Origin of the sequence: Exiguobacterium sp. SH0S7 (assembly GCF_004337195.1) — a bacterium.
Classification (GTDB): Bacteria; Bacillota; Bacilli; order Exiguobacteriales; family Exiguobacteriaceae; genus Exiguobacterium; species Exiguobacterium aurantiacum_A.
The window spans coordinates 13348-35619 of sequence record NZ_SJVA01000010.1 but is presented as its reverse complement, the minus strand read 5'-3'; the positions used below and the strand labels follow the sequence as shown (position 1 = coordinate 35619).

Sequence of the window (22272 nt, the reverse complement as noted above, 5' to 3'; positions counted from 1 at the left end):
TACAACATCAAAGGAGGAAAACCATAATGGCTTTCAACAAAGAGCAATTCATCGAAGACCTCAAATCAATGACGGTTCTCGAACTTAACGAACTCGTAAAAACAATCGAAGAAGAATTCGGCGTATCAGCAGCAGCTCCAGTAGCAGCAGCAGGTGCAGGCGCAGCAGTAGCTGAAGAGCAAACTGAATTCGACGTAATCCTCACAAGCGCAGGTTCTGGTAAGATCAACGTAATCAAAGCAGTACGTGAACTTACTGGCCTCGGTCTTAAAGAAGCAAAAGCACTCGTTGACGGAACTCCGGCTCCAGTCAAAGAAGGCGTTTCTAAAGAAGATGCAGACGCAGTTAAAGCTAAGCTTGAAGAAGCTGGCGCATCTGTCGAAGTTAAGTAATCTAACTTTTACTTCACAACGTATAGAAGCTCGCTATGGCGAGCTTCTTTTATTTCCTTGAAGAGTGGGTTAGGAGGTTCAATGCATGGGAGATCATTACTATACGAACGATCCGAGTTCGAAAAGTGCCCCTGAGACGTGGACGTATGAGTTGCGAGGGAAGATGTATCGCTTCACCTCGGACCGCGGCGTGTTCTCGAAAGGATCGGTCGATTTTGGGTCACGTCTCTTAATCGAGTCATTTGAAGTGCCGGAAGTTGAAGGTCGCATTTTAGATGTAGGCTGCGGCTACGGTCCGATGGGGATCTCGCTTGCCGACGCCTCTGGGCGTGAAGCGCTTCTCGTCGACGTGAACGAACGAGCGCTTGCCTTGTCAGAGCAAAACGCCGCCCAAAACGGGGTGACGATCGAAACACGGCTTAGCCACGCATATGATGGAGTCGGAGGCGAGCAATTTGCCGCTATCGTGACCAATCCGCCGATTCGGGCCGGGAAGCAAGTGGTTCACACGATTTTAAGAGATGCGTACGCGCATCTCGTCATGGGCGGGGCACTCTACGTCGTCATTCAAAAGAAACAAGGAGCGCCTTCTGCTAAGAAGCTGCTTGAAGATGTGTTCGGTCAGGTCGAGACGGTTGCCAAAGACAAAGGCTATTTTATTTTCCGGGCAATTCGCTCTTGACAAACGGTTGAGTCTTGTTGACTCGCTATAACGTATATGCTAACATTATAAAATGCCATTGGAATGGAATTCGCCTTGAATTGCCGCGTTTGCCGCTTTTTAGACGCGGAAAAAGGGCGACATTCAATGACAATGTTCGATTATTACGCCCGAAAAATTCGATAGAGAATTGGGGGTCTGAGAGGTGAATCAGTTGACTGGTCAACTTGTTCAGTACGGTCGTCACCGTCAGAGAAGAAGCTTTGCCCGTATCAGTGAGGTATTAGAGCTTCCGAATTTGATTGAAATTCAAACTGCTTCTTATGAGTGGTTCTTACGTGAAGGATTGAAAGAGATGTTTACCGACATTTCGCCAATCTCCGACTTCACTGGAAACCTCGTGCTTGAGTTCATCGATTACTCGCTTAGCGAGCCGAAATATTCGATTGATGACTCGAAGGAGCGCGACGTCACTTATTCTGCGCCATTGCGCGTGAAAGTACGTCTGCAAAACAAAGAGACAGGTGAGCTTAAAGAACAAGAAGTATTCATGGGTGATTTCCCGATTATGACAGAGTCGGGAACGTTTATTATTAACGGCGCAGAACGCGTCATCGTTTCCCAGCTTGTTCGTTCGCCGAGCGTCTATTACAATTCTAAACTCGATAAAAACGGTAAACGTGGTTTCGGTGCAACAGTCATCCCGAACCGTGGAGCATGGCTCGAACTTGAGACAGATGCTAAGGATATCGTTTATGTTCGTATCGACCGTACCCGTAAGATCCCGGTAACCGTGTTGTTGCGTGCTCTCGGATTTGGTACGGACCAAGAAATTATCGACCTTCTCGGGGATGATGAATATCTTCGGAACACCCTTGAAAAAGATAATACCGAGTCGACAGAGAAAGCGTTGATCGAGATTTACGAGCGTCTCCGCCCTGGTGAACCACCAACGGTTGAAAACGCGAAATCACTTCTCGTCTCACGTTTCTTCGACCCGAAACGCTACGACCTCGCAAACGTTGGTCGTTATAAGATGAACAAAAAACTTCATCTTAAAAACCGTCTCTTCGGTCAGAAATTGGCCGAGACGCTCGTTGACCCAGAGACAGGCGAAGTGATCGCCGAAGCTGGAACAATACTCGACCGTCGCAACTTAGACCGCGTCCTTCCGCATTTGGAAAACGGTCTCGGTTACATGGACGCTGAGCCAACTGGCGGCGTTGCTGAAGGTGAGCCGTTTGGTCTCCAATCGATTAAAGTCATCTCACCAGATGACCCGGATGGAGAGCGTGTCTTGAACATTATCGGTAATGGCAACATCGACCGTAGCATCAAGCACGTCACACCAGCGGATATCATTGCATCGATCAACTACTTCTTCAACTTACTTCACGAAGTCGGAACAACAGATGACATCGACCACTTAGGAAACCGTCGTCTTCGTTCAGTCGGAGAACTTCTCCAAAACCAATTCCGTATCGGTCTTTCTCGTATGGAACGTGTCGTAAAAGAACGGATGTCGATTCAAGATCAAAATGCGATCACACCACAGGCGCTGATTAACATCCGCCCGGTAATCGCATCGCTGAAAGAGTTCTTCGGTAGCTCGCAGTTGTCACAGTTCATGGACCAAACAAACCCGCTCGCAGAGCTCACGCATAAGCGTCGTCTCTCTGCACTCGGACCGGGTGGTTTGACACGTGAGCGTGCCGGCTTCGAAGTTCGAGATGTTCACTATTCGCACTACGGTCGGATGTGTCCAATCGAAACACCTGAAGGACCGAACATCGGTCTCATCAACTCGCTTTCATCTTTTGCGAAAGTAAACGAGTACGGTTTCATTGAGACACCGTACCGCCGAGTCGACCCAGAAACAGGTCTCGTCACGAGCGAGATTCAATATATGACGGCGGATGAAGAAGATCTCTACGTCGTCGCCCAGGCGAACATGCCGCTCACTGAAGACAGTTACTTTGCAAACGAGCAAGTCCTTTGCCGCTTCCGCGGACAAAACTTGTCAGTTGAGCCAAGTCGAGTCGACTACATGGACGTTTCGCCGAAACAGGTTGTTTCTGCGGCAACAGCATGTATCCCGTTCCTTGAGAACGATGACTCGAACCGTGCCCTCATGGGAGCGAACATGCAACGTCAAGCTGTACCACTCCTTCAACCGGACTCGCCGATTATCGGTACTGGTATGGAGTACGTGTCAGCGAAAGACTCTGGGGCCGCGATTATCGCGAAATACCCAGGTGTCGTCGAGCGTGTCACAGCGCGTGAAATCTTGGTCCGCCGCACGTCTGACGTGAATGGAACAACGGTTTCAGGTGACCTTGACCGCTACAAACTTCAAAAGTACGTTCGTTCGAACCAAGGAACGTGCTATAACCAAAAGCCGATCATCGCTGCTGGTGACCAAGTCGAAAAAGGAGAAATCCTTGCTGACGGTCCATCGATGGATATGGGTGAGCTCGCGCTCGGTCGTAACGTCGTTGTCGCCTTCATGACTTGGGACGGTTACAACTATGAGGATGCGATCATCATGAGTGAGCGCCTCGTGAAAGATGACGTCTACACTTCGATTCACATCGAGGAGTATGAGTCAGAGTCACGAGACACGAAACTCGGACCTGAGGAAATCACACGTGATATTCCGAACGTCGGTGATGACGCGCTTCGCAACTTGGACGATCGTGGGATCATCCGCATTGGTGCGGAAGTGAAAGATGGCGATATCCTCGTCGGGAAAGTCACGCCTAAAGGTGTAACTGAACTGACGGCGGAAGAGCGTCTCTTGCATGCGATCTTCGGTGAGAAAGCCCGTGAAGTCCGTGATACGTCACTCCGTGTACCAAACGGCGGCGACGGCATCATCTTGGACGTTAAGGTGTTCGACCGTGAGAACGGCGACGAACTTTCACCAGGTGTGAACCAAATGGTTCGTGTCTACATCGTTCAAAAACGTAAGATTCACGAAGGGGATAAGATGGCGGGACGTCACGGTAACAAAGGTGTTATCTCGCGGATCCTCCCTGAAGAAGACATGCCATACATGCCAGACGGCACACCGATTGACATCATGCTTAACCCACTCGGTGTACCATCGCGGATGAACATCGGTCAGGTACTTGAACTCCACCTTGGAATGGCGGCTAAAAAGCTCGGCATCAAAGTGGCGACACCTGTATTCGATGGCGCACGTGAAGAAGACGTATGGGCAACGATTGAAGAAGCTGGAATGGACAAAGATGCCAAGACTCGTCTCTATGACGGTCGTACTGGTGAACCGTTCGATAACCGCGTCTCGGTCGGTGTCATGTATATGATCAAACTTGCGCACATGGTTGATGATAAACTTCACGCTCGTTCGACAGGACCATACTCGCTCGTTACGCAACAACCGCTCGGTGGTAAAGCACAGTTCGGTGGACAGCGCTTCGGTGAGATGGAAGTTTGGGCACTTGAAGCGTACGGCGCAGCCTACACGCTCCAAGAAATCCTTACAATCAAGTCGGATGACACGGTTGGTCGTGTGAAAGCATACGAAGCAATCGTGAAAGGCGAGAGCGTTCCGAAAGCGGGCGTTCCTGAATCGTTCCGCGTCTTGATCAAAGAGCTTCAAGCGCTCGGTATGGAAGTCAAGATGATGTCTGTGGACGACGAAGAAGTTGAAATGAAAGATGAAGATGACGACAACATCCCGAACGCAACATCGGCGTTAGAACAAGTCGTTCAACCGACTGTTACGGAAGAGGAATAAGGCGAAAAGGGAGGTCGGCCCCTTGGTAGATGTTAATCGATTTGAATATATGAAAATCGGCTTGGCTTCACCCGAAAAGATCCGTTCGTGGTCTTACGGGGAAGTCAAAAAGCCGGAAACAATCAACTATCGTACACTCAAACCAGAGAAGGACGGACTGTTCTGTGAACGAATCTTCGGTCCTACGAAAGACTGGGAATGTTACTGCGGGAAATACAAACGAATCCGTTATAAAGGAGTCATTTGTGACCGCTGTGGCGTTGAAGTGACGAAAGCGAAAGTGCGTCGCGAACGTATGGGCCACATCGAGCTCGCGGCTCCGGTTTCGCACATCTGGTACTTCAAAGGGATTCCAAGTCGAATGGGGCTTGTTCTCGATATGTCACCGCGTGCGCTCGAAGAAGTAATCTACTTCGCGTCGTACGTCGTGACAGAACCAGGTGACACTCCGCTCGAGAAGAAACAACTTCTCTCGGAAAAAGAATTCCGTCTCTACCGTGAGAAGTACGGTAGTGACTTTAAAGCAGACATGGGTGCGGAAGCGATCCGGACACTCCTTCAAGACGTACAACTCGAGAAGGAAGTCGGAGAACTCCGCGAAGAATTGAAGACAGTTCAAGGCCAACGTCGTACACGTGCGATCAAGCGTCTTGAGGTGCTCGATGCGTTCTTCACGTCGGGGAATGATCCAGATTGGATGATCCTCGAAGTACTTCCTGTCATTCCACCTGAGCTTCGCCCGATGGTGCAGCTCGATGGTGGGCGCTTTGCGACTTCTGACTTGAACGATCTATATCGTCGAGTCATCAACCGTAACAACCGTCTCAAACGTTTGCTCGATCTCGGCGCGCCGAACATCATCGTGCAAAACGAGAAGCGTATGCTTCAAGAAGCGGTTGACGCCCTCATCGACAACGGTCGTCGTGGTCGTCCGGTAACAGGTCCAGGTAACCGTCCACTTAAGTCGCTTTCACATATGTTGAAAGGGAAACAAGGTCGTTTCCGTCAAAACCTTCTTGGTAAACGGGTCGACTACTCAGGACGTTCGGTTATCGTCGTTGGACCAAACTTGAAGATGTTCCAATGTGGTCTCCCGAAAGAGATGGCCCTTGAACTCTTCAAACCGTTCGTGATGAAAGAACTTGTCGGTCGCGGGATCGCGTCGAACATCAAGAACGCCAAACGCAAAATTGAGAAGATGCAACCAGAAATCTGGGGCGTCCTCGAAGAAGTCATTCGTGAGCATCCGGTTCTCTTGAACCGTGCCCCTACACTTCACCGTCTAGGGATTCAAGCTTTCGAACCGATTCTCGTCGAGGGCCGTGCGATTCGTCTACACCCACTCGTATGTACGGCTTACAACGCCGACTTTGATGGTGACCAAATGGCGGTCCACGTACCACTTTCAGCCGAAGCGCAAGCAGAAGCTCGTCTCCTCATGCTCGCTGCACAGAACATCTTGAACCCGAAAGATGGTAAACCAGTTGTTACACCATCGCAGGATATGGTCCTCGGTAACTACTACATCTCGCTTGAACGCGACGATGCCATCGGACAAGGGAAAATTTTGTCGAACGTCAACGAAGCGCTCATCGCGTATCAAAATGGATACGTCCACTTGCATACACGTGTCGCCCTTCCAGCACGTACGCTCAACAACCCGACGTTCACAGCGGAGCAAAATGAGAAAATGTTAATCACGACAGTCGGTAAGATGATCTTTAACGAGATCTTGCCGAACACGTTCCCATACTTGAACGAACCGACGATGGAAAACTTGCAGGAAGCAACGCCTGATAAGTACTTCATCGAAAAAGGTGCCAACGTCGCGGAAGAAATTGCCGCACGTCCACTCATCGAACCGTTCAAAAAAGGATTCCTTGGTAAAGTCATCGCGGAAGTGTTCCAGAAGTTTGAAACGACTGAAACGAGCCGCATGCTTGACCGGATGAAAGATCTCGGCTTCAAACACTCGACTAAAGCGGGTGTGACGGTCGGAATCGCCGATATCATCGTTCTTCCGGACAAACAAGAAATCCTTGATGAAGCGCAAACTCAAGTTGACCAAATCATGAAGTCGTTCCGTCGTGGTCTCATCACTGAAGATGAGCGTTACGAGCGCGTTGTACGCTCTTGGAACGAAGCGAAGGACGAGATTCAATCGCGATTGATGAAATCCCTCAACCGCTTGAACCCGATCTTCATGATGTCTGACTCAGGTGCCCGTGGTAACGCGTCCAACTTCACGCAGCTCGCAGGGATGCGTGGTTTGATGGCCGCTCCATCTGGCCGCATCATCGAACTTCCAATCAAATCGTCGTTCCGTGAGGGACTGACGGTTCAAGAATACTTCATCTCGACGCACGGTGCGCGTAAAGGTCTTGCCGATACAGCCCTTAAAACGGCTGACTCAGGTTACTTGACGCGTCGTCTTGTAGACGTTGCCCAAGATGTCATCATCCGTGAAGAAGATTGTGGAACGGACCGCGGAATCCGCGTTGCCGCTCTCCGCGAAGGCACGGAAGAAATCGAAAACTTGTATGACCGACTCGTCGGCCGTACAGCGTTCGAGACAGTGGCACATCCGGAAACGGGTGAAGTCATGATTGAGAAGAACCAATTGATCACAGAAGATATCGCCCGCGACATCGTCGACGCTGGTATCGAACGAGTTGAAATCCGTACAGCCTTCACATGTAACACGTCACACGGCGTATGTAAGAAGTGCTACGGCCGTAACTTGGCGACCGGCTCGAACGTTGAAGTTGGCGAAGCCGTCGGAATCATCGCCGCGCAATCAATCGGTGAGCCAGGAACGCAGCTTACAATGCGTACCTTCCACACAGGTGGGGTAGCCGGAGATGATATCACGCAAGGTCTTCCACGTATCCAAGAGGTATTCGAGGCTCGTAACCCGAAAGGGCAAGCGGTCATCTCGGAAATTCCTGGTACGGTCATCGACTTTACCGAGTCGCGTGACAAGCGGGAACTCACGGTCGAAGGACTCAGTGAGACTCGTACGTACACGATTCCATTCGGAGCGCGTTTACGCGTTCAGATCGGCGACACGGTAGATGCCGGGGAAGTCTTCACGGAAGGTTCGATCGATCCGAAAGAATTGCTCACCGTCCGTGGTGTGTCTGGTGTCCAAAACTATCTTCTTCAAGAAGTTCAAAAAGTATACCGGATGCAAGGGGTAGAAATCGGCGACAAACACGTCGAAGTCATGGTTCGCCAAATGCTTCGTCGCGTCAAAGTCATCGAGTCAGGTGACACGCCACTTCTCCCTGGTTCACTCGTCGACATCGGCGTCTTCAAAGAAGCGTGTAAAGACGTACTTCGCGAAGGTAAGAGCCCCGCAACGGCGAAACCGGTCCTTCTCGGAATCACGAAAGCGTCGCTTGAGACAGATTCGTTCCTCTCGGCCGCTTCGTTCCAAGAAACGACTCGCGTGTTGACAGACGCTGCCATCAAAGGTAAGCGCGACTATCTTCTCGGACTCAAAGAGAACGTCATCATCGGTAAACTCGTGCCAGCTGGTACAGGGATGCCGGTATACCGTGACGTTAAACTTAAAGAAGATGCGTCGAAAGCCGTCCTCGAAGACGCGAACGTCGAGTAAAAACGTCTTGACAGCACTCTTTGGCGGTGCTACTATGATTTAGTGCCGCCAATCGGTTGTTGTCGATGACAATGGTGTCCAGCAGTCGGCAAGCTACTTGGACGTTAACCGATCTTTCTACGGAAAGGTTTGGCTGCTATTATTGCCACTTTCAAGGTATAACTCACGTTTTTGCGAGGTCATGGAATGCCTACGCCTCGTAAAAGCGTTTCGTTATGACCTTAAATGAACCACCCGGGTCGGTGGGTCTAGAAAATAGCATAATTCAGGAAGGGAGGATCTTCAAAGATGCCTACTATCAACCAGTTAGTCCGTAAAGGACGTAAATCGAAAGTCGTTAAATCTGACTCTCCAGCACTTAACAAAGGTTACAACAGTTTCATCAAGTCACAAACAAACGTGAGCTCACCACAAAAACGTGGTGTTTGTACACGTGTTGGTACAATGACTCCGAAGAAACCGAACTCGGCTTTACGTAAGTATGCCCGTGTTCGTTTGACTAACCAAATCGAAGTGACTGCGTACATTCCAGGTATTGGCCACAACCTTCAAGAGCACAGCGTTGTTCTTATCCGCGGAGGACGTGTAAAAGACTTACCAGGAGTACGTTACCACATCGTTCGTGGTGCACTTGACACTGCAGGTGTGGACGGACGTATGCAAGGCCGTTCTAAATACGGTACGAAACGTCCGAAAGCTGCGAAGAAGTAATTCTCGCAAACTAAACTACTGAAATTTTGAAAGGAGGGTACTCGGATGCGTAAAAACCGTGCAGAACGTCGTGACGTTATCGCAGATCCGATCTACAACTCGAAATTGGTAACTCGCCTCATTAACCGTGTCATGTTAGACGGTAAAAAAGGTACAGCTCAAACTATCATTTACAACGCATTTGGCCTCATCGCTGAACGCTCAGGCAAAGAGCCTATGGAAGTGTTCGAAGAAGCAATGACAAACATCATGCCTGTACTTGAAGTTAAAGCTCGCCGTGTAGGTGGAGCAAACTACCAAGTTCCTGTTGAAGTTCGTCCAGAACGCCGTACGACACTTGGTCTTCGTTACCTCGTGAACTACGCTCGTCTCCGCAACGAGAAGACGATGGAGCAACGTATCGCGAATGAAATCATGGATGCAGCCAATAACACTGGTGCTTCAGTTAAGAAACGTGAAGACATGCATAAGATGGCAGAAGCGAACAAAGCGTTTGCTCACTATCGTTGGTAAGTTAAACGTAAAGACCACTCCACGTCACCAAGCGGTGGCTTAATGGAGTGGCTTTCGGGTATAATCATATCGTGTGCCAGCACACGAAAAACACATGCGGAAGGAGAATACCCAGTATGGCAAGAGAATTCTCCCTAAAGAATACTCGTAACATCGGGATCATGGCTCACATCGATGCCGGTAAAACGACTACAACTGAACGTATTCTTTATTACACAGGTCGTATCCACAAGATTGGTGAAACTCATGAAGGAGCTTCACAAATGGACTGGATGGAGCAGGAGCAAGAGCGTGGAATCACGATCACTTCTGCAGCGACGACTGCACAGTGGAATGGCCACCGTGTAAACATCATCGATACACCTGGACACGTAGACTTCACAGTTGAAGTTGAACGTTCACTCCGTGTACTTGATGGCGCAGTTGCTGTACTTGACGCTCAGTCAGGTGTTGAACCACAAACAGAAACTGTATGGCGTCAAGCGACAACATACGGTGTTCCACGTGTCGTATTCGTCAACAAGATGGATAAGATCGGTGCGGACTTCTTGTACTCGGTGAAAACACTTCACGAGCGTTTACATGCTAACGCACACCCAATCCAACTTCCAATCGGCGCAGAAGATGAATTCAAAGGAATCATCGACCTCGTCGAAAGAAAGACATACATGTACTCGAACGACCTCGGTACTGACATCGAAGTAACAGAAGGCTTCCCAGCTGATATGGCTGACCAAGCTGAAGAACTTCGCGGTCGCTTGATCGAAGGCGTTGCAGATTACAACGAAGATTTGATGATGAAATACCTCGAAGGCGAAGAGATCTCAATCGAAGAACTCAAAGCTGGTATTCGTCAAGCAACACTTAGCGTTGAATTCTACCCTGTACTTGTCGGTTCGGCCTTCAAAAACAAAGGTGTTCAATTAATGTTGGACGCTGTTGTTGATTACCTCCCATCACCAGTTGATGTCGAGTCAATCAAAGGGATCAACCTCGATACAGAAGAAGAAATCACGCGTGAACCTTCTGACGAAGCGCCGTTCTCGGCACTTGCGTTCAAAGTCATGACTGACCCTTACGTCGGTAAATTGACATTCTTCCGTGTGTACTCTGGTACAGCACAAGCTGGTTCGTATGTGAAGAACTCGACTAAAGGGAAGCGCGAGCGTCTCGGTCGTATCCTTCAAATGCATGCAAACAGCCGTGAAGAAATTCCAATGGTATTTGCTGGTGACATCGCCGCTGCTGTTGGTCTCAAAGATACAACGACTGGTGACACGCTTTGCTCAGAGAAAGACAACGTCGTTCTCGAGTCAATGACATTCCCAGAACCGGTTATCTCGGTCGCAATCGAGCCTAAATCGAAAGCAGACCAAGACAAGATGGGTCAAGCCCTCGCGAAACTCGCAGAAGAGGATCCAACTTTCCGCACTGAAACAAACCAAGAGACTGGTCAAACGATCATCTCTGGTATGGGTGAGCTTCACCTTGATATCCTCGTTGACCGTATGCGTCGCGAATTCAAAGTCGAAGCAAACGTCGGTGCACCACAAGTTGCTTACCGTGAGACAATCCGTAGCGCTGCGAAGATCGATTCGAAATTCGTACGTCAGTCGGGTGGACGCGGTCAGTACGGTCACGTTGTCGTTGAATTCGAACCGAACGTAGAAGGTGCTGGATTCGAATTTGAGAACAAGATCGTCGGTGGTGTTGTTCCACGTGAATACGTACCGGCTGTTCAAAACGGTATCCAAGAAGCTCTCGAAAACGGTATCCTTGCTGGTTACCCAGTAGTTGACGTTAAAGCTGCCCTCGTCTTCGGATCGTACCACGATGTCGACTCGAACGAGATGGCGTTTAAAGTTGCTGCTTCGATGGCGGTCAAACAACTTAAGGAACAAGCGAAAGCTGTCATCCTTGAGCCAATGATGCGTGTTGAAGTTGTCATCCCAGAAGAATACTTGGGAGACATCATGGGTGACGTCACGTCACGCCGTGGACGCGTAGAAGGTATGGAAGCTCGCGGTAACGCACAAGTCGTTAAAGCGATGGTTCCACTTTCAGAAATGTTCGGATATGCAACGTCACTCCGTTCACGTACGCAAGGACGTGGAACGTACTCGATGCACTTCGATCACTATGAAGAAGTACCGAAGTCAATTGCAGAAGAAATCATCAAAAAAGCGAACGGCTAATAACGGTTGTAACGCTGAAATGATTGTTGTAAGCTAAGGAGGACGTATGTTAAAAGTAGCCTACGTCTTCCTAGTTAAATAAAAATTAATTGTCTATAGAGGAGGAATCTAGAATGGGTAAAGAAAAATTCGACCGTTCTAAACCGCACGTTAACGTTGGTACAATTGGCCACGTCGACCACGGTAAAACAACTTTGACTGCAGCGATTTCAGCTGTACTTTCAAAAGCACAAGGGAAAACAGCTACAAAGTTTGACGCAATCGATGGTGCTCCAGAAGAGCGCGAGCGCGGTATCACAATCGCAACAGCTCACATCGAGTACGAAACTGAAAAACGCCACTACGCACACGTTGACTGCCCAGGTCACGCTGACTATGTTAAAAACATGATCACTGGTGCTGCACAAATGGACGGCGCGATCCTCGTTGTTTCGGCAACAGATGGCCCAATGCCACAAACACGTGAGCACATTCTTCTTTCACGTCAAGTAGGTGTTCCTTTCATCGTAGTATTCATGAACAAAGTTGACATGGTTGACGACGAAGAGCTTCTCGAACTCGTTGAGATGGAAATCCGTGAACTTCTTTCTGAATATGACTTCCCAGGCGACGACCTCCCTGTAATCAAAGGTTCAGCTCTTGGCGCGCTTAACGGCGAACCACAATGGGAAGAAAAAATCATGGAACTCATGAACGCAGTTGATGAGTACATCCCTGAGCCTGTTCGTGACACGGACAAAGACTTCATGATGCCAGTTGAGGACGTATTCTCAATCACTGGTCGCGGTACTGTAGCGACTGGTCGTGTTGAGCGTGGTATTCTCCGCGTCAACGACGAAGTTGAAATCGTTGGTCTTACAGAAGAAACTAAGAAAACTGTATGTACTGGTGTAGAGATGTTCCGTAAGCTTCTTGACTATGCAGAAGCTGGCGACAACATCGGTGCTCTTCTCCGTGGTGTATCACGTGAAGACATCGAGCGTGGACAAGTACTTGCTAAACCAGGTACAATCACTCCGCACTCTAAATTCAAAGCTTCAATCTACGTTCTTTCTAAAGAAGAGGGTGGCCGTCACACGCCATTCTTCGCGAACTACCGTCCGCAGTTCTACTTCCGTACAACTGACGTAACAGGTATCGTTCACCTTCCAGAAGGTACTGAAATGGTAATGCCAGGAGACAACATCGAGTTGACGATCGAATTGATTTCTACAATCGCGATCGAAGACGGAACACGTTTCTCAATCCGTGAGGGTGGCCGTACTGTAGGTGCTGGTTCGGTAACAGAAATCGTCGAGTAATCGATGTCTTAAGCAGTCCGCATTTGCGGGCTGCTTTTTTGTTTTTTCAAACGAAGTGATAGGATAGGAGATAGGATTGTAGGAAGGAGAATCGATGATGGAAAAGCAAGTGGAGACGCTTTGCCGGTTGAACGGCGTTGCCTGCCGCTTTGGTGGGTCAAATTTACTCAAGCATCACGGGATCGTCGAGACGGCGCGTGACTTAGATTTGTTCGTTGAGCCTGACCAGTTCGAGACGATTGACCGTGTGCTCAGCCGTGCCGGAAAAAAAGAAGAGTCTGGTCCGCACGACGAGTATATGACGACGTACTTTGGCGAATATACGTTTGAAGGACAGGACATCGACGTGATTGCTAGTTTTCGGATGCGTTGCACGGACGGGATTTATACGCATCCTTACATTGAACCGGACGAGAGTTGGATGCATCTTGAAGAGTGGGTCGTCCTCTATTCAGTGATGGGGCGGGAAGAGAGAGTCGACAAGCTGCACGAATACTTTATGACGCACCCGTTCAACAACTCGATTGTGCAAACGTGTTTGAAACGAGCTCCGGCATCGGTCGTCGAAGCCGTGACTGAGCAGTTTAAAGAGTGTATGAAACGCTAGGAAGAGTTGGCATGGGCCTTCTTTTGAAAAATAGTTCAACAAAAGAAGGAAAAGAACTTGCAAAAGGGTTCGAATCTTGTTACATTAGTGAACGTTGAACAACTCATCAGACATCCGGCACGATCGAAAAAAATCAAATCTTGCATTTGTTTTGCAGATTCGATATAATGATTAAGTGTTTGTGCGAGTGGTGAGAGACTTTACAGCAGAAAATGGGTCCTATCGTTGATTTGCAATGATCGGATACCTCTGCTGACACAAGCACGCTGCGATGAAGCGGGAGGTTATGACACGCCAGGCAGCTTTGCCATGGCCGGTGTGGAAATTTCCGCTGAGAACTGTCTATTTTTAAAAGTAGGCGACAAAGGAGGGAAACTTACATGGCAAATGAAAAAATCCGTATTCGTTTAAAAGCATACGACCATCGCGTTCTCGATCAATCAGCTGAGAAAATCGTTGAAACTGCGAAACGTTCAGGTGCGAAGGTCTCGGGCCCAATCCCGCTTCCAACTGACAAATCGATCTACACGATCCTTCGTGCGGTCCACAAGTATAAAGATGCTCGTGAGCAGTTCGAAATGCGTACACACAAACGCTTGATCGACATCGTTAACCCAACACCAAAAACGGTTGATGCGCTTATGCGTCTCGAATTACCATCAGGTGTTGACATCGAAATCAAACTTTAATTCTTCATATAGTAGATACTAGCCAGAAGAGACAATAATTATTAAACAGGAGGTGTATCTCATGGCTAAAGGAATCTTAGGAACAAAACTTGGTATGACTCAAATCTTCAACGAAGCAGGCGAAGTCGTACCGGTAACAGTAGTTGCTGTCGAAGGAAACGTCGTGCTTCAAGTTAAAACACTTGAAACAGACGGTTACGAAGCAGTTCAACTCGGTTTCGGAGACATCAAAGAATCACGTCAAAACAAACCGGCAAAAGGTCACGCTGCGAAAGCAAGCGCGACACCTAAGCGCTTCATGAAAGAAATTCGTACTTCAGTAGAAGGATACGAAATCGGTCAAGAGATCAAGGCGGACATTTTCGCTGCAGGTGAATTAGTGGACGTAACAGGTACTTCAAAAGGTAAAGGATTCCAAGGTGCGATTAAGCGTCACGGACAATCACGTGGACCAATGTCCCACGGTTCGCGTTACCACCGTCGTCCTGGTTCAATGGGTCCTGTAGCTCCTAACCGCGTATTTAAAGGGAAGCTTCTTCCTGGTCAAATGGGTGGCGAGCGTAAAACGATTCAAAACCTTGAGATTGTCAAAGTTGACGTGGAACGCGGCCTTGTACTCGTTAAAGGCGCAATCCCAGGCGCTCGTAAATCGAACGTCATCATCAAGACAGCTGTCAAAGGTAACTAATTAACTGCACGGAAAGGAGGAATTACGAATGCCTAAAGTAGCTTTGCTAAACCAAACAGGTTCACAAGTTGGCGAAATCGAATTGGCTGAAGCCATTTTCGGTATCGAGCCAAACGAATCAGTACTTTATGACGCGATCGTCATGCAACAAGCATCACGCCGTCAAGGTACTCACGATACGAAAGGTCGCTCGGAAGTACGCGGTGGCGGCCGTAAACCATGGAAACAAAAGGGAACTGGTCGTGCGCGCCAAGGTTCGATCCGCTCACCACAATGGGTTGGTGGTGGAACAGTCTTCGGTCCAACTCCACGTTCATACTCTTACAAGCTTCCTAAAAAAGTTCGTCGTCTTGCACTTCTCTCGGCTTTGTCGTCAAAAGTACAAAACAACGAAATGATCGTCCTCGAAGGCCTTGCTTTCGATGCACCAAAAACAAAAGATATGGTCGCAGTACTTCTTGGCCTATCAGTAGAACGTAAGGCTCTTGTAGTCACAGCGGACTACAATGAGACTATCGCTCTCGCAGCTCGTAACATCCCAGGAGTGACTGTAATCGAGGCAGCAGGCGTTAACGTTCTTGACCTCGTTGCTAACGACAAAGTCATCTTCACTAAAGATGCGGTTGCGAAGGTAGAGGAGGTGCTTGCATAATGGCTCAAGCATACGATATTATCAAACGTCCTATCATCACTGAGCGTTCAGTTAGCCTCATGGAAGCTAACAAATACGTTTTCGAGATCGACGTTAAAGCGACTAAATCACAAGTGAAGCACGCTATCGAAACAATCTTCAACGTGAAAGTTGCTTCGGTAAACACAATGAACATTAAACCGAAAGCGAAACGTGTCGGTCGTCACTCTGGTTACACATCGCGTCGTAAAAAAGCGATCGTAACTCTTGCTGAAGGCAACACAATCGACTTCCTCGGTTAATTTACTACCTTAGAAGAAAAGGAGGGAATCCTCGATGGCAATTAAAAAGTTTAAGCCGACCACTAACGGTCGCCGTAACATGACATCTCTCGACTTTGCAGAGATCACAACGAACCGTCCTGAAAAATCGTTAACTGAAAAGCTTTCGAAAAAAGGCGGTCGTAACAACCAAGGTCGTTTGACTGTACGTCACCAAGGTGGCGGGCACAAACGTAAATACCGTATCATCGATTTCAAACGTAACAAAGATGCTATCATCGGACGCGTTGCTACGATCGAATACGATCCAAACCGTTCAGCTAACATCGCCCTCATCAACTATGCAGATGGTGAGAAACGTTACATCCTCGCTCCTAAGGGCATCAAAGTGGGCATGGAAATCATGTCTGGTCCTGAAGCGGATATCAAAGTGGGGAACGCTCTTCCACTCGTAAACATCCCTGTCGGTACTACTATCCACAACATCGAGCTTAAGCCTGGTAAAGGCGGTCAGCTTGTTCGTGCGGCTGGTGCATCGGCACAAATCCAAGGACGTGACGGCAAGTACGTCATCGTTCGTCTTCAATCAGGTGAATCACGCTTGTTCCTCGGCACTTGCCGCGCTACAATCGGTTCAGTTGGTAACGAAGAACACGAACTTGTAAACATCGGTAAAGCAGGACGTTCACGTTGGTTAGGCAAACGCCCAACAGTACGTGGTTCTGTAATGAACCCAGTTGATCACCCACACGGTGGTGGTGAAGGTCGTGCGCCAATCGGTCGTTCGGGCCCACTTACTCCTTGGGGTAAACCAGCTCTTGGTTACAAAACTCGTAAGAAAAACAAATCGAGCGACATGTACATCCTTCGTCGTCGTAAGAAATAATTATCACATGATTCTTGGGCGGTTCGAAAGAGCCGTTCCCGAATCATTCCAAAGGGAGGTTCTATCATGGGTCGCAGCTTGAAAAAAGGTCCATTCGCAGATCACCATTTGCTCGCTAAAGTTGACAAACTTAACGAATCTGGTGAGAAGCAAGTCATCAAAACTTGGTCACGTCGCTCGACAATCTTCCCAGAATTCATGGGTCACACGTTCGGTGTACACGATGGTCGTAAACACGTACCAGTATTCGTGACAGAAGACATGGTCGGTCACAAACTTGGTGAATTCGCTCCAACACGCACGTACAAAGGTCACGGATCAGACAAGAAAACGAAACGGTAATCTGAGGGGAGGTCAAATCCATGCAAGCTAAAGCATCAGCTAATATGGTCCGTCTTGCTCCTCGCAAAGCACGTCTCGTTGTAGACTTAATTCGCGGGAAACAAGTCGGCGAAGCGCTCTCTGTCCTTGCTCACACGAACAAGGCAGCGTCGCCAATCGTTGAAAAAGTATTAAAATCAGCGATTGCTAACGCAGAGCACAACTACGATATGAACATTGAGAACCTTGTTGTATCTGAAATTTTCGTCAACGAAGGTCCAACACTCAAACGCTTCCGCCCACGTGCGATGGGTCGCGCAAGTCGTATTAACAAACGCACAAGCCACATTCACATCGTGGTAACTGAGAAATAAGGAGGGATATGTAGTGGGTCAAAAGGTAAATCCGCACGGTTTTCGCGTTGGTGTTATCAAAGACTGGGATTCGCGTTGGTACGCTGAGAAAGACTACGCAGATCTCCTTCATGAAGACTACGTTATTCGTGAATACATCGAAAACAAAATGAAGGATGCTAGTGTGGCTAAAGTTGAAATCGAACGCGCTGCAAACCGCGTAAACATTTCGCTTCACACTGCGAAACCAGGTATGGTCATCGGTAAAGGTGGTTCGGAAATCGAGTCACTCCGTAAAAATATCACGAAGCTTGCTGAAGGCAAACGTGTTCACATCAACGTTGTTGAAGTGAAAAACGCGGATGCAGTCGCTAAGCTTGTTGCTGAAAACATCGCTCGTCAATTGGAAGGCCGTGTGTCATTCCGTCGTGCAATGAAACAGTCAATTCAACGTTCGATGCGCACTGGCATCAAAGGGATCAAAACAGAAGTTTCTGGTCGTCTTGGTGGCGCTGATATCGCTCGTTCAGAGAAGTACTCAGAAGGATCAGTTCCGCTTCATACAATCCGTGCCGACATCGACTACGGAACAGCTGAAGCTGACACAACTTATGGTAAAATCGGAATTAAAGTATGGCTTTACCACGGAGAAGTTCTTCCAACAAAAAACACTAAATAATAAACACTCTTTCAGGAAGGAGGCAACACACTATGTTGTTACCTAAACGCGTGAAATATCGTCGTGTACACCGTGGTAAAATGCGCGGAAATGCAAAACGCGGCACAACAGTACATTTCGGTGAATTCGGTCTCCAATCGCTCGAAGCGAGCTGGATCACAAACCGTCAAATCGAATCAGCACGTATCGCAATGACACGTTATATGAAACGTGGCGGTAAAGTGTGGATCAAGATCTTCCCACACAAGCCGTACACTAAAAAGCCTCTCGAAGTTCGAATGGGTTCGGGTAAAGGTGCTCCAGAAGGCTGGGTAGCTGTAGTTAAGCCTGGTAAAGTAATGTTCGAAATCGCGGGTGTATCTGAGGAAGTCGCACGTGAGGCACTTCGTCTTGCAGCGCACAAACTTCCAGTAAAATGTAAGTTCGTGAAACGTGAAGAAAATGGTGGTGATACGAATGAAAGCAACTGATCTCCGTCAATCAACAAATGAAGAGCTCAACGGTAAAGTAGGCGAGTGGAAAGAAGAACTCTTTAACCTTCGTTTCCAATTAGCTACAGGTCAGCTTGAGAATCCTGCTCGTATCCGTGAAGTACGCAAGTCGATTGCGCGTGCTAAAACGATTCTTCGTGAACGCGAACTCGGCATCAACAACGGCTAATCTAATCGGATTATTGAAGAGGAGGTAACACTCATGGAACGCAATAAGCGTAAAGTACTCACTGGACGCGTCGTGTCTGACAAAATGGACAAAACGATCGTCGTTGCAGTTGAAACAAAAGTACGTCATAAGCTTTATGGAAAACGTGTAAACTACACGAAGAAATTTAAAGCGCACGATGAGAACAATGTCGCTAAAGTAGGCGATGTAGTCCGCATCGCGGAAACACGTCCGCTTTCTAAAGACAAACGTTTCCGTCTCGTAACAGTAGTAGAAGAATCAGTAATCATCTAATAACAGTTCGGATCTATAAACATCCGGAGGGAGGTACACTCGCATGATTCAACAAGAATCTCGCTTGAAAGTAGCAGACAACTCTGGCGCGCGTGAACTGTTGACAATTAAAGTCCTCGGTGGTTCAGGTCGTAAGACTGCAAACATCGGTGACATCATCGTCGCGACGGTAAAACAAGCAACACCAGGTGGCGTTGTTAAAAAAGGTGACGTTGTCAGAGCAGTTGTCGTTCGTACAAAACGCGGCGCTCGTCGTAAAGATGGTTCGTACATCCGTTTCGATGAGAACGCAGCAGTCATCATCAAAGATGACAAGAGCCCACGCGGCACTCGGATCTTCGGGCCAGTTGCACGTGAACTTCGTGAAAAAGAATTCATGAAGATCGTTTCGTTGGCACCGGAAGTACTTTAATTTCCAATTTCAATCCTATAAGGAGGTGCGCAAAACGATGCATGTTAAAAAAGGCGATACAGTCCAGGTAATGTCTGGTAAAGATAAAGGCAAGCAAGGGGTTATCCTCAAAGCTATGCCAAGCAAGAACCGCGTAGTCGTTGAAGGGGTTAACGTGATGAAAAAACACGCTAAACCATCACAAGCGAATCCACAAGGCGGTATCCTTGAAATCGAAGCACCAATTCACGTCTCGAACGTCATGCCAATCGACCCTAAAACGGGCAAACCAACTCGCGTTGGTTTCAAAGTAGTCGATGGTAAAAAAGTTCGTGTCGCGAAATCGGGCGAAGTACTCGATAAATAAGAACAACGTGACGAAAGGAGGTCCATTCGACTATGAACCGTTTGCAAGAGAAGTATAAAAGCGACATCGTGAAAGCGATGATGGATAAATTCAACTATGACTCGGTTATGCAAGTGCCACAAGTCGACAAGATCGTCATCAACATGGGTGTAGGTGACGCTGTTTCGAACTCGAAAGCTCTTGACATGGCAGTGGAAGAATTATCAATTCTTTCAGGTCAAAAACCACTCGTAACGAAGGCTAAGAAATCAATCGCTGGTTTCAAACTTCGTGAGGGCATGCCGATCGGTGCGAAAGTAACACTTCGTGGCGAGCGCATGTACGATTTCCTCGACAAATTAGTAACTGTTTCACTTCCACGTGTACGTGACTTCCGCGGTGTATCGAAGAAAGCATTCGACGGACGCGGTAACTACACGCTTGGTGTGAAAGAGCAACTTATTTTCCCTGAAATCGATTACGATAAAGTAACTAAAGTACGCGGTATGGATATCGTTGTTGTTACAACAGCGAACACAGACGAAGAAGCTCGTGAATTGCTCACACTTCTCGGAATGCCATTCCAAAAATAATAAAGGGAGGTCGACAACATGGCTAAAAAGTCAATGGTGAATCGCGAACAAAAACGCGAGAAACTCGTTGCCCAGTACGCTGAGAAGCGCGCGCAATTAAAAGCTGAAGGCGACTACATCGGACTCAGCAAATTGCCACGTAACTCGTCACCTGTACGTCTTCATAACCGTTGCCGTATCACAGGTCGTCCACATGGTTACATGGGTAAATTCGGGATCAGCCGTATCAAGTTCCGTGATCTTGCATACAAAGGTCAAATCCCTGGTGTTAAAAAAGCAAGTTGGTAATCCACTAACAGTGTGAAAGGAGGTACATCGCATGGTAATGACAGACCCTATTGCAGATATGCTTACACGTATCCGTAACGCTAACATGGTTCGCCATGAAAAATTGGAGCTTCCAGCTTCTAACATCAAACGTGAGGTTGCAGAGATCCTCAAGCGTGAAGGTTTCATTCGCGATGTTGAATATATCGAGGACGCTAAACAAGGTACACTTCGTCTTTTCCTTAAATATGGAGCAAGCAACGAACGTGTTATCACTGGTCTCAAACGTATTTCGAAACCAGGTCTTCGTGTATATGCAAAAGCAGATGAAGTACCAAAAGTACTCGGAGGACTCGGTATCGCAGTTCTTTCGACATCAAAAGGTCTTATGACTGATAAAGAAGCTCGCCAACAACAAGTCGGCGGCGAAGTGCTCGCCTACATCTGGTAAGTCACTTTTCTAACAAGAACGGAGGTGTAATCAATGTCACGTATTGGTAAAAAACCAGTTACGATTCCAGCTGGCGTTACTGTAACGGTTGCAGAAGGCAACATTGTCACAGTAAAAGGTGCTAAAGGTGAACTTTCGCTTTCAGCTAACCCAGCTTTGGAAGTCAAAATTGAAGAAAACGAACTAACTGTTGTTCGTCCGGATGACTCGAAAGAGAACCGTACGATCCACGGTACGACACGTGCCCTCATCGCCAACATGGTGGAAGGTGTGTCTAACGGGTTCCAGAAAACACTTGAGATCTCAGGGGTTGGTTACCGTGCTGCTAAGCAAGGTAACAAACTCGTCCTCAGCCTCGGTTACTCGCATCCAATCGAGTACGTTGCTGAAGAAGGTATCGAGATCGAAGTTCCTTCAAACACGCAAATCATCGTAAAAGGGATTAGCAAAGAGCGCGTCGGTCACGTTGCAGCTCAAATCCGCTCGTACCGTGCTCCAGAACCTTACAAAGGTAAAGGTGTTCGTTACTCTGATGAACGTATTCGCCGTAAAGAAGGTAAGACTGGTAAGTAATTCGTCACGAAATGAACGGAAAGGAGTGGCATAAATGATCACAAAAGCAGATAAAAATGCAGTTCGTAAGAAACGTCATGCTCGTGTACGTCGTACGATCATCGGGACGGCAGCTCGTCCACGTTTGAACGTATTCCGTTCGAGCAAGAACATCTACGTACAACTTATCGATGATGCGTCACAAACAACGCTTGTGTCAGCATCTTCGAAAGATAAAGCACTCGATCTTACAAACGGCGGCAACGTTGAAGCAGCGAAAGCTGTTGGTAAACTTGCAGCTGAACGTGCACTCGAGAAAGGTATCGACACTGTTGTGTTCGACCGTGGTGGATACCTCTATCATGGCCGCGTCAAAGCTGTTGCAGAAGCAGCTCGTGAAGCGGGTCTTAAATTCTAACAAAAAG

The 22272-nt window shown here is 48.0% G+C and carries 27 protein-coding genes; all 27 read left to right on the top strand.

The genetic code is table 11. The features are described from left to right. Positions 1–26 precede the first annotated feature (26 nt). The 27 genes from rplL to rplR all read left to right on the top strand — a co-directional run bounded on the left by rplL (position 27) and on the right by rplR (position 22265). Positions 27–392, top strand: coding sequence for a 50S ribosomal protein L7/L12 (gene rplL / locus EVJ22_RS12600; protein ID WP_070329250.1), 366 nt, complete (start codon positions 27–29; stop codon positions 390–392). Positions 393–477: 85 nt separating this feature from the next. After that, positions 478–1074, top strand: coding sequence for a class I SAM-dependent methyltransferase (locus EVJ22_RS12595; RefSeq protein WP_131441633.1), 597 nt, complete (start codon positions 478–480; stop codon positions 1072–1074). Between the two features lie 193 nt (positions 1075–1267). After that, positions 1268–4816 carry a DNA-directed RNA polymerase subunit beta gene (rpoB, locus tag EVJ22_RS12590; RefSeq protein ID WP_070329266.1) on the top strand — a complete coding sequence of 1183 codons (3549 nt, stop codon included), beginning with the start codon at positions 1268–1270 and terminating at the stop codon, positions 4814–4816. Between the two features lie 22 nt (positions 4817–4838). Then, positions 4839–8438 (top strand): DNA-directed RNA polymerase subunit beta', encoded by a 3600-nt coding sequence (rpoC, locus tag EVJ22_RS12585; protein WP_071398662.1) that lies wholly within the window; start codon positions 4839–4841, stop codon positions 8436–8438. 288 nt (positions 8439–8726) lie between these two features. Next, on the top strand, positions 8727–9149 hold the full coding sequence (gene rpsL / locus EVJ22_RS12580; RefSeq protein ID WP_012727683.1) for a 30S ribosomal protein S12: 423 nt from the start codon (positions 8727–8729) through the stop codon (positions 9147–9149). 45 nt (positions 9150–9194) lie between these two features. Beyond that, positions 9195–9662 (top strand): 30S ribosomal protein S7, encoded by a 468-nt coding sequence (gene rpsG / locus EVJ22_RS12575; protein WP_071398661.1) that lies wholly within the window; start codon positions 9195–9197, stop codon positions 9660–9662. Between the two features lie 116 nt (positions 9663–9778). Then, positions 9779–11857 (top strand): elongation factor G, encoded by a 2079-nt coding sequence (fusA, locus tag EVJ22_RS12570; RefSeq protein ID WP_071398660.1) that lies wholly within the window; start codon positions 9779–9781, stop codon positions 11855–11857. Positions 11858–11970: 113 nt separating this feature from the next. Continuing rightward, entirely contained in the window at positions 11971–13158 is a 1188-nt protein-coding gene (tuf, locus tag EVJ22_RS12565; protein WP_070329246.1) for an elongation factor Tu, read from the top strand. Positions 13159–13255: 97 nt separating this feature from the next. After that, positions 13256–13765: a hypothetical protein gene (locus EVJ22_RS12560; protein WP_071398659.1), complete on the top strand. Its 510-nt coding sequence runs from the start codon at positions 13256–13258 to the stop codon at positions 13763–13765. Positions 13766–14145: 380 nt separating this feature from the next. Further along, on the top strand, positions 14146–14454 hold the full coding sequence (gene rpsJ, locus EVJ22_RS12555; RefSeq protein ID WP_016508894.1) for a 30S ribosomal protein S10: 309 nt from the start codon (positions 14146–14148) through the stop codon (positions 14452–14454). A 61-nt stretch (positions 14455–14515) separates the two neighbouring features. Further along, a complete protein-coding gene (gene rplC, locus EVJ22_RS12550) occupies positions 14516–15142 on the top strand; it encodes a 50S ribosomal protein L3 (protein WP_016508913.1) in 627 nt (208 codons plus the stop codon). Between the two features lie 28 nt (positions 15143–15170). After that, positions 15171–15794 (top strand): 50S ribosomal protein L4, encoded by a 624-nt coding sequence (gene rplD, locus EVJ22_RS12545; RefSeq protein WP_016508943.1) that lies wholly within the window; start codon positions 15171–15173, stop codon positions 15792–15794. Continuing rightward, positions 15794–16075, top strand: a complete 282-nt coding sequence (rplW, locus tag EVJ22_RS12540; RefSeq protein ID WP_071398658.1) for a 50S ribosomal protein L23 — start codon at positions 15794–15796, stop codon at positions 16073–16075. Before rplD ends, rplW begins: the two co-directional genes overlap by 1 nt. Positions 16076–16109: 34 nt before the next feature. Then, positions 16110–16940 carry a 50S ribosomal protein L2 gene (gene rplB, locus EVJ22_RS12535; protein ID WP_070329243.1) on the top strand — a complete coding sequence of 277 codons (831 nt, stop codon included), beginning with the start codon at positions 16110–16112 and terminating at the stop codon, positions 16938–16940. 66 nt (positions 16941–17006) lie between these two features. Next, positions 17007–17282, top strand: a complete 276-nt coding sequence (gene rpsS / locus EVJ22_RS12530) for a 30S ribosomal protein S19 (RefSeq protein WP_012727673.1) — start codon at positions 17007–17009, stop codon at positions 17280–17282. A gap of 20 nt (positions 17283–17302) precedes the next feature. Next, a complete protein-coding gene (gene rplV, locus EVJ22_RS12525) occupies positions 17303–17635 on the top strand; it encodes a 50S ribosomal protein L22 (protein ID WP_021066609.1) in 333 nt (110 codons plus the stop codon). 13 nt (positions 17636–17648) lie between these two features. After that, the gene (gene rpsC / locus EVJ22_RS12520) at positions 17649–18293 is read left to right on the top strand and encodes a 30S ribosomal protein S3 (RefSeq protein ID WP_035386108.1); all 645 of its coding nucleotides are present in this window, start codon (positions 17649–17651) and stop codon (positions 18291–18293) included. A 32-nt stretch (positions 18294–18325) separates the two neighbouring features. After that, on the top strand, positions 18326–18763 hold the full coding sequence (rplP, locus tag EVJ22_RS12515; RefSeq protein WP_016508922.1) for a 50S ribosomal protein L16: 438 nt from the start codon (positions 18326–18328) through the stop codon (positions 18761–18763). Then, positions 18750–18953 (top strand): 50S ribosomal protein L29, encoded by a 204-nt coding sequence (gene rpmC / locus EVJ22_RS12510; RefSeq protein ID WP_016508900.1) that lies wholly within the window; start codon positions 18750–18752, stop codon positions 18951–18953. Before rplP ends, rpmC begins: the two co-directional genes overlap by 14 nt. A 33-nt stretch (positions 18954–18986) precedes the next feature. Next, entirely contained in the window at positions 18987–19247 is a 261-nt protein-coding gene (gene rpsQ / locus EVJ22_RS12505) for a 30S ribosomal protein S17 (RefSeq protein WP_016508930.1), read from the top strand. A gap of 43 nt (positions 19248–19290) precedes the next feature. Further along, the gene (rplN, locus tag EVJ22_RS12500; protein WP_012727667.1) at positions 19291–19659 is read left to right on the top strand and encodes a 50S ribosomal protein L14; all 369 of its coding nucleotides are present in this window, start codon (positions 19291–19293) and stop codon (positions 19657–19659) included. A gap of 37 nt (positions 19660–19696) precedes the next feature. Further along, on the top strand, positions 19697–20005 hold the full coding sequence (rplX, locus tag EVJ22_RS12495; protein ID WP_071398657.1) for a 50S ribosomal protein L24: 309 nt from the start codon (positions 19697–19699) through the stop codon (positions 20003–20005). A 32-nt stretch (positions 20006–20037) separates the two neighbouring features. Continuing rightward, the gene (gene rplE, locus EVJ22_RS12490; RefSeq protein ID WP_016508927.1) at positions 20038–20577 is read left to right on the top strand and encodes a 50S ribosomal protein L5; all 540 of its coding nucleotides are present in this window, start codon (positions 20038–20040) and stop codon (positions 20575–20577) included. An 18-nt stretch (positions 20578–20595) separates the two neighbouring features. After that, positions 20596–20865 carry a 30S ribosomal protein S14 gene (gene rpsN, locus EVJ22_RS12485; protein ID WP_021066613.1) on the top strand — a complete coding sequence of 90 codons (270 nt, stop codon included), beginning with the start codon at positions 20596–20598 and terminating at the stop codon, positions 20863–20865. Positions 20866–20896: 31 nt separating this feature from the next. Beyond that, complete coding sequence (rpsH, locus tag EVJ22_RS12480; protein WP_021066614.1) at positions 20897–21295, top strand: 30S ribosomal protein S8; 399 nt, start codon at positions 20897–20899, stop codon at positions 21293–21295. A gap of 33 nt (positions 21296–21328) precedes the next feature. Beyond that, positions 21329–21868: a 50S ribosomal protein L6 gene (gene rplF / locus EVJ22_RS12475; protein WP_016508938.1), complete on the top strand. Its 540-nt coding sequence runs from the start codon at positions 21329–21331 to the stop codon at positions 21866–21868. Positions 21869–21902: 34 nt separating this feature from the next. Continuing rightward, positions 21903–22265 (top strand): 50S ribosomal protein L18, encoded by a 363-nt coding sequence (gene rplR, locus EVJ22_RS12470; RefSeq protein WP_071398656.1) that lies wholly within the window; start codon positions 21903–21905, stop codon positions 22263–22265. The last annotated feature ends 7 nt before the right edge of the window (positions 22266–22272 follow it).

Excerpts from the sequence above, each read along its gene's own strand:
- rplN (WP_012727667.1), top strand. The coding sequence starts at position 19,291 with ATGATTCAACAAGAATCTCGCTTGAAAGTAGCAGACAACTCTGGCGCG.
- tuf (WP_070329246.1), top strand. The coding sequence starts at position 11,971 with ATGGGTAAAGAAAAATTCGACCGTTCTAAACCGCACGTTAACGTTGGT.
- EVJ22_RS12595 (WP_131441633.1), top strand. The coding sequence starts at position 478 with ATGGGAGATCATTACTATACGAACGATCCGAGTTCGAAAAGTGCCCCT.
- rpsS (WP_012727673.1), top strand. The coding sequence starts at position 17,007 with ATGGGTCGCAGCTTGAAAAAAGGTCCATTCGCAGATCACCATTTGCTC.
- rpsG (WP_071398661.1), top strand. The coding sequence starts at position 9,195 with ATGCGTAAAAACCGTGCAGAACGTCGTGACGTTATCGCAGATCCGATC.
- rpmC (WP_016508900.1), top strand. The coding sequence starts at position 18,750 with ATGAAAGCAACTGATCTCCGTCAATCAACAAATGAAGAGCTCAACGGT.
- rplV (WP_021066609.1), top strand. The coding sequence starts at position 17,303 with ATGCAAGCTAAAGCATCAGCTAATATGGTCCGTCTTGCTCCTCGCAAA.
- rplC (WP_016508913.1), top strand. The coding sequence starts at position 14,516 with ATGGCTAAAGGAATCTTAGGAACAAAACTTGGTATGACTCAAATCTTC.
- fusA (WP_071398660.1), top strand. The coding sequence starts at position 9,779 with ATGGCAAGAGAATTCTCCCTAAAGAATACTCGTAACATCGGGATCATG.
- rpsH (WP_021066614.1), top strand. The coding sequence starts at position 20,897 with ATGGTAATGACAGACCCTATTGCAGATATGCTTACACGTATCCGTAAC.
- rpsN (WP_021066613.1), top strand. The coding sequence starts at position 20,596 with ATGGCTAAAAAGTCAATGGTGAATCGCGAACAAAAACGCGAGAAACTC.
- EVJ22_RS12560 (WP_071398659.1), top strand. The coding sequence starts at position 13,256 with ATGGAAAAGCAAGTGGAGACGCTTTGCCGGTTGAACGGCGTTGCCTGC.
- rpsJ (WP_016508894.1), top strand. The coding sequence starts at position 14,146 with ATGGCAAATGAAAAAATCCGTATTCGTTTAAAAGCATACGACCATCGC.
- rplW (WP_071398658.1), top strand. The coding sequence starts at position 15,794 with ATGGCTCAAGCATACGATATTATCAAACGTCCTATCATCACTGAGCGT.
- rpsL (WP_012727683.1), top strand. The coding sequence starts at position 8,727 with ATGCCTACTATCAACCAGTTAGTCCGTAAAGGACGTAAATCGAAAGTC.
- rplD (WP_016508943.1), top strand. The coding sequence starts at position 15,171 with ATGCCTAAAGTAGCTTTGCTAAACCAAACAGGTTCACAAGTTGGCGAA.
- rpsQ (WP_016508930.1), top strand. The coding sequence starts at position 18,987 with ATGGAACGCAATAAGCGTAAAGTACTCACTGGACGCGTCGTGTCTGAC.
- rplB (WP_070329243.1), top strand. The coding sequence starts at position 16,110 with ATGGCAATTAAAAAGTTTAAGCCGACCACTAACGGTCGCCGTAACATG.
- rplX (WP_071398657.1), top strand. The coding sequence starts at position 19,697 with ATGCATGTTAAAAAAGGCGATACAGTCCAGGTAATGTCTGGTAAAGAT.
- rplF (WP_016508938.1), top strand. The coding sequence starts at position 21,329 with ATGTCACGTATTGGTAAAAAACCAGTTACGATTCCAGCTGGCGTTACT.
- rplE (WP_016508927.1), top strand. The coding sequence starts at position 20,038 with ATGAACCGTTTGCAAGAGAAGTATAAAAGCGACATCGTGAAAGCGATG.
- rplL (WP_070329250.1), top strand. The coding sequence starts at position 27 with ATGGCTTTCAACAAAGAGCAATTCATCGAAGACCTCAAATCAATGACG.
- rplP (WP_016508922.1), top strand. The coding sequence starts at position 18,326 with ATGTTGTTACCTAAACGCGTGAAATATCGTCGTGTACACCGTGGTAAA.
- rplR (WP_071398656.1), top strand. The coding sequence starts at position 21,903 with ATGATCACAAAAGCAGATAAAAATGCAGTTCGTAAGAAACGTCATGCT.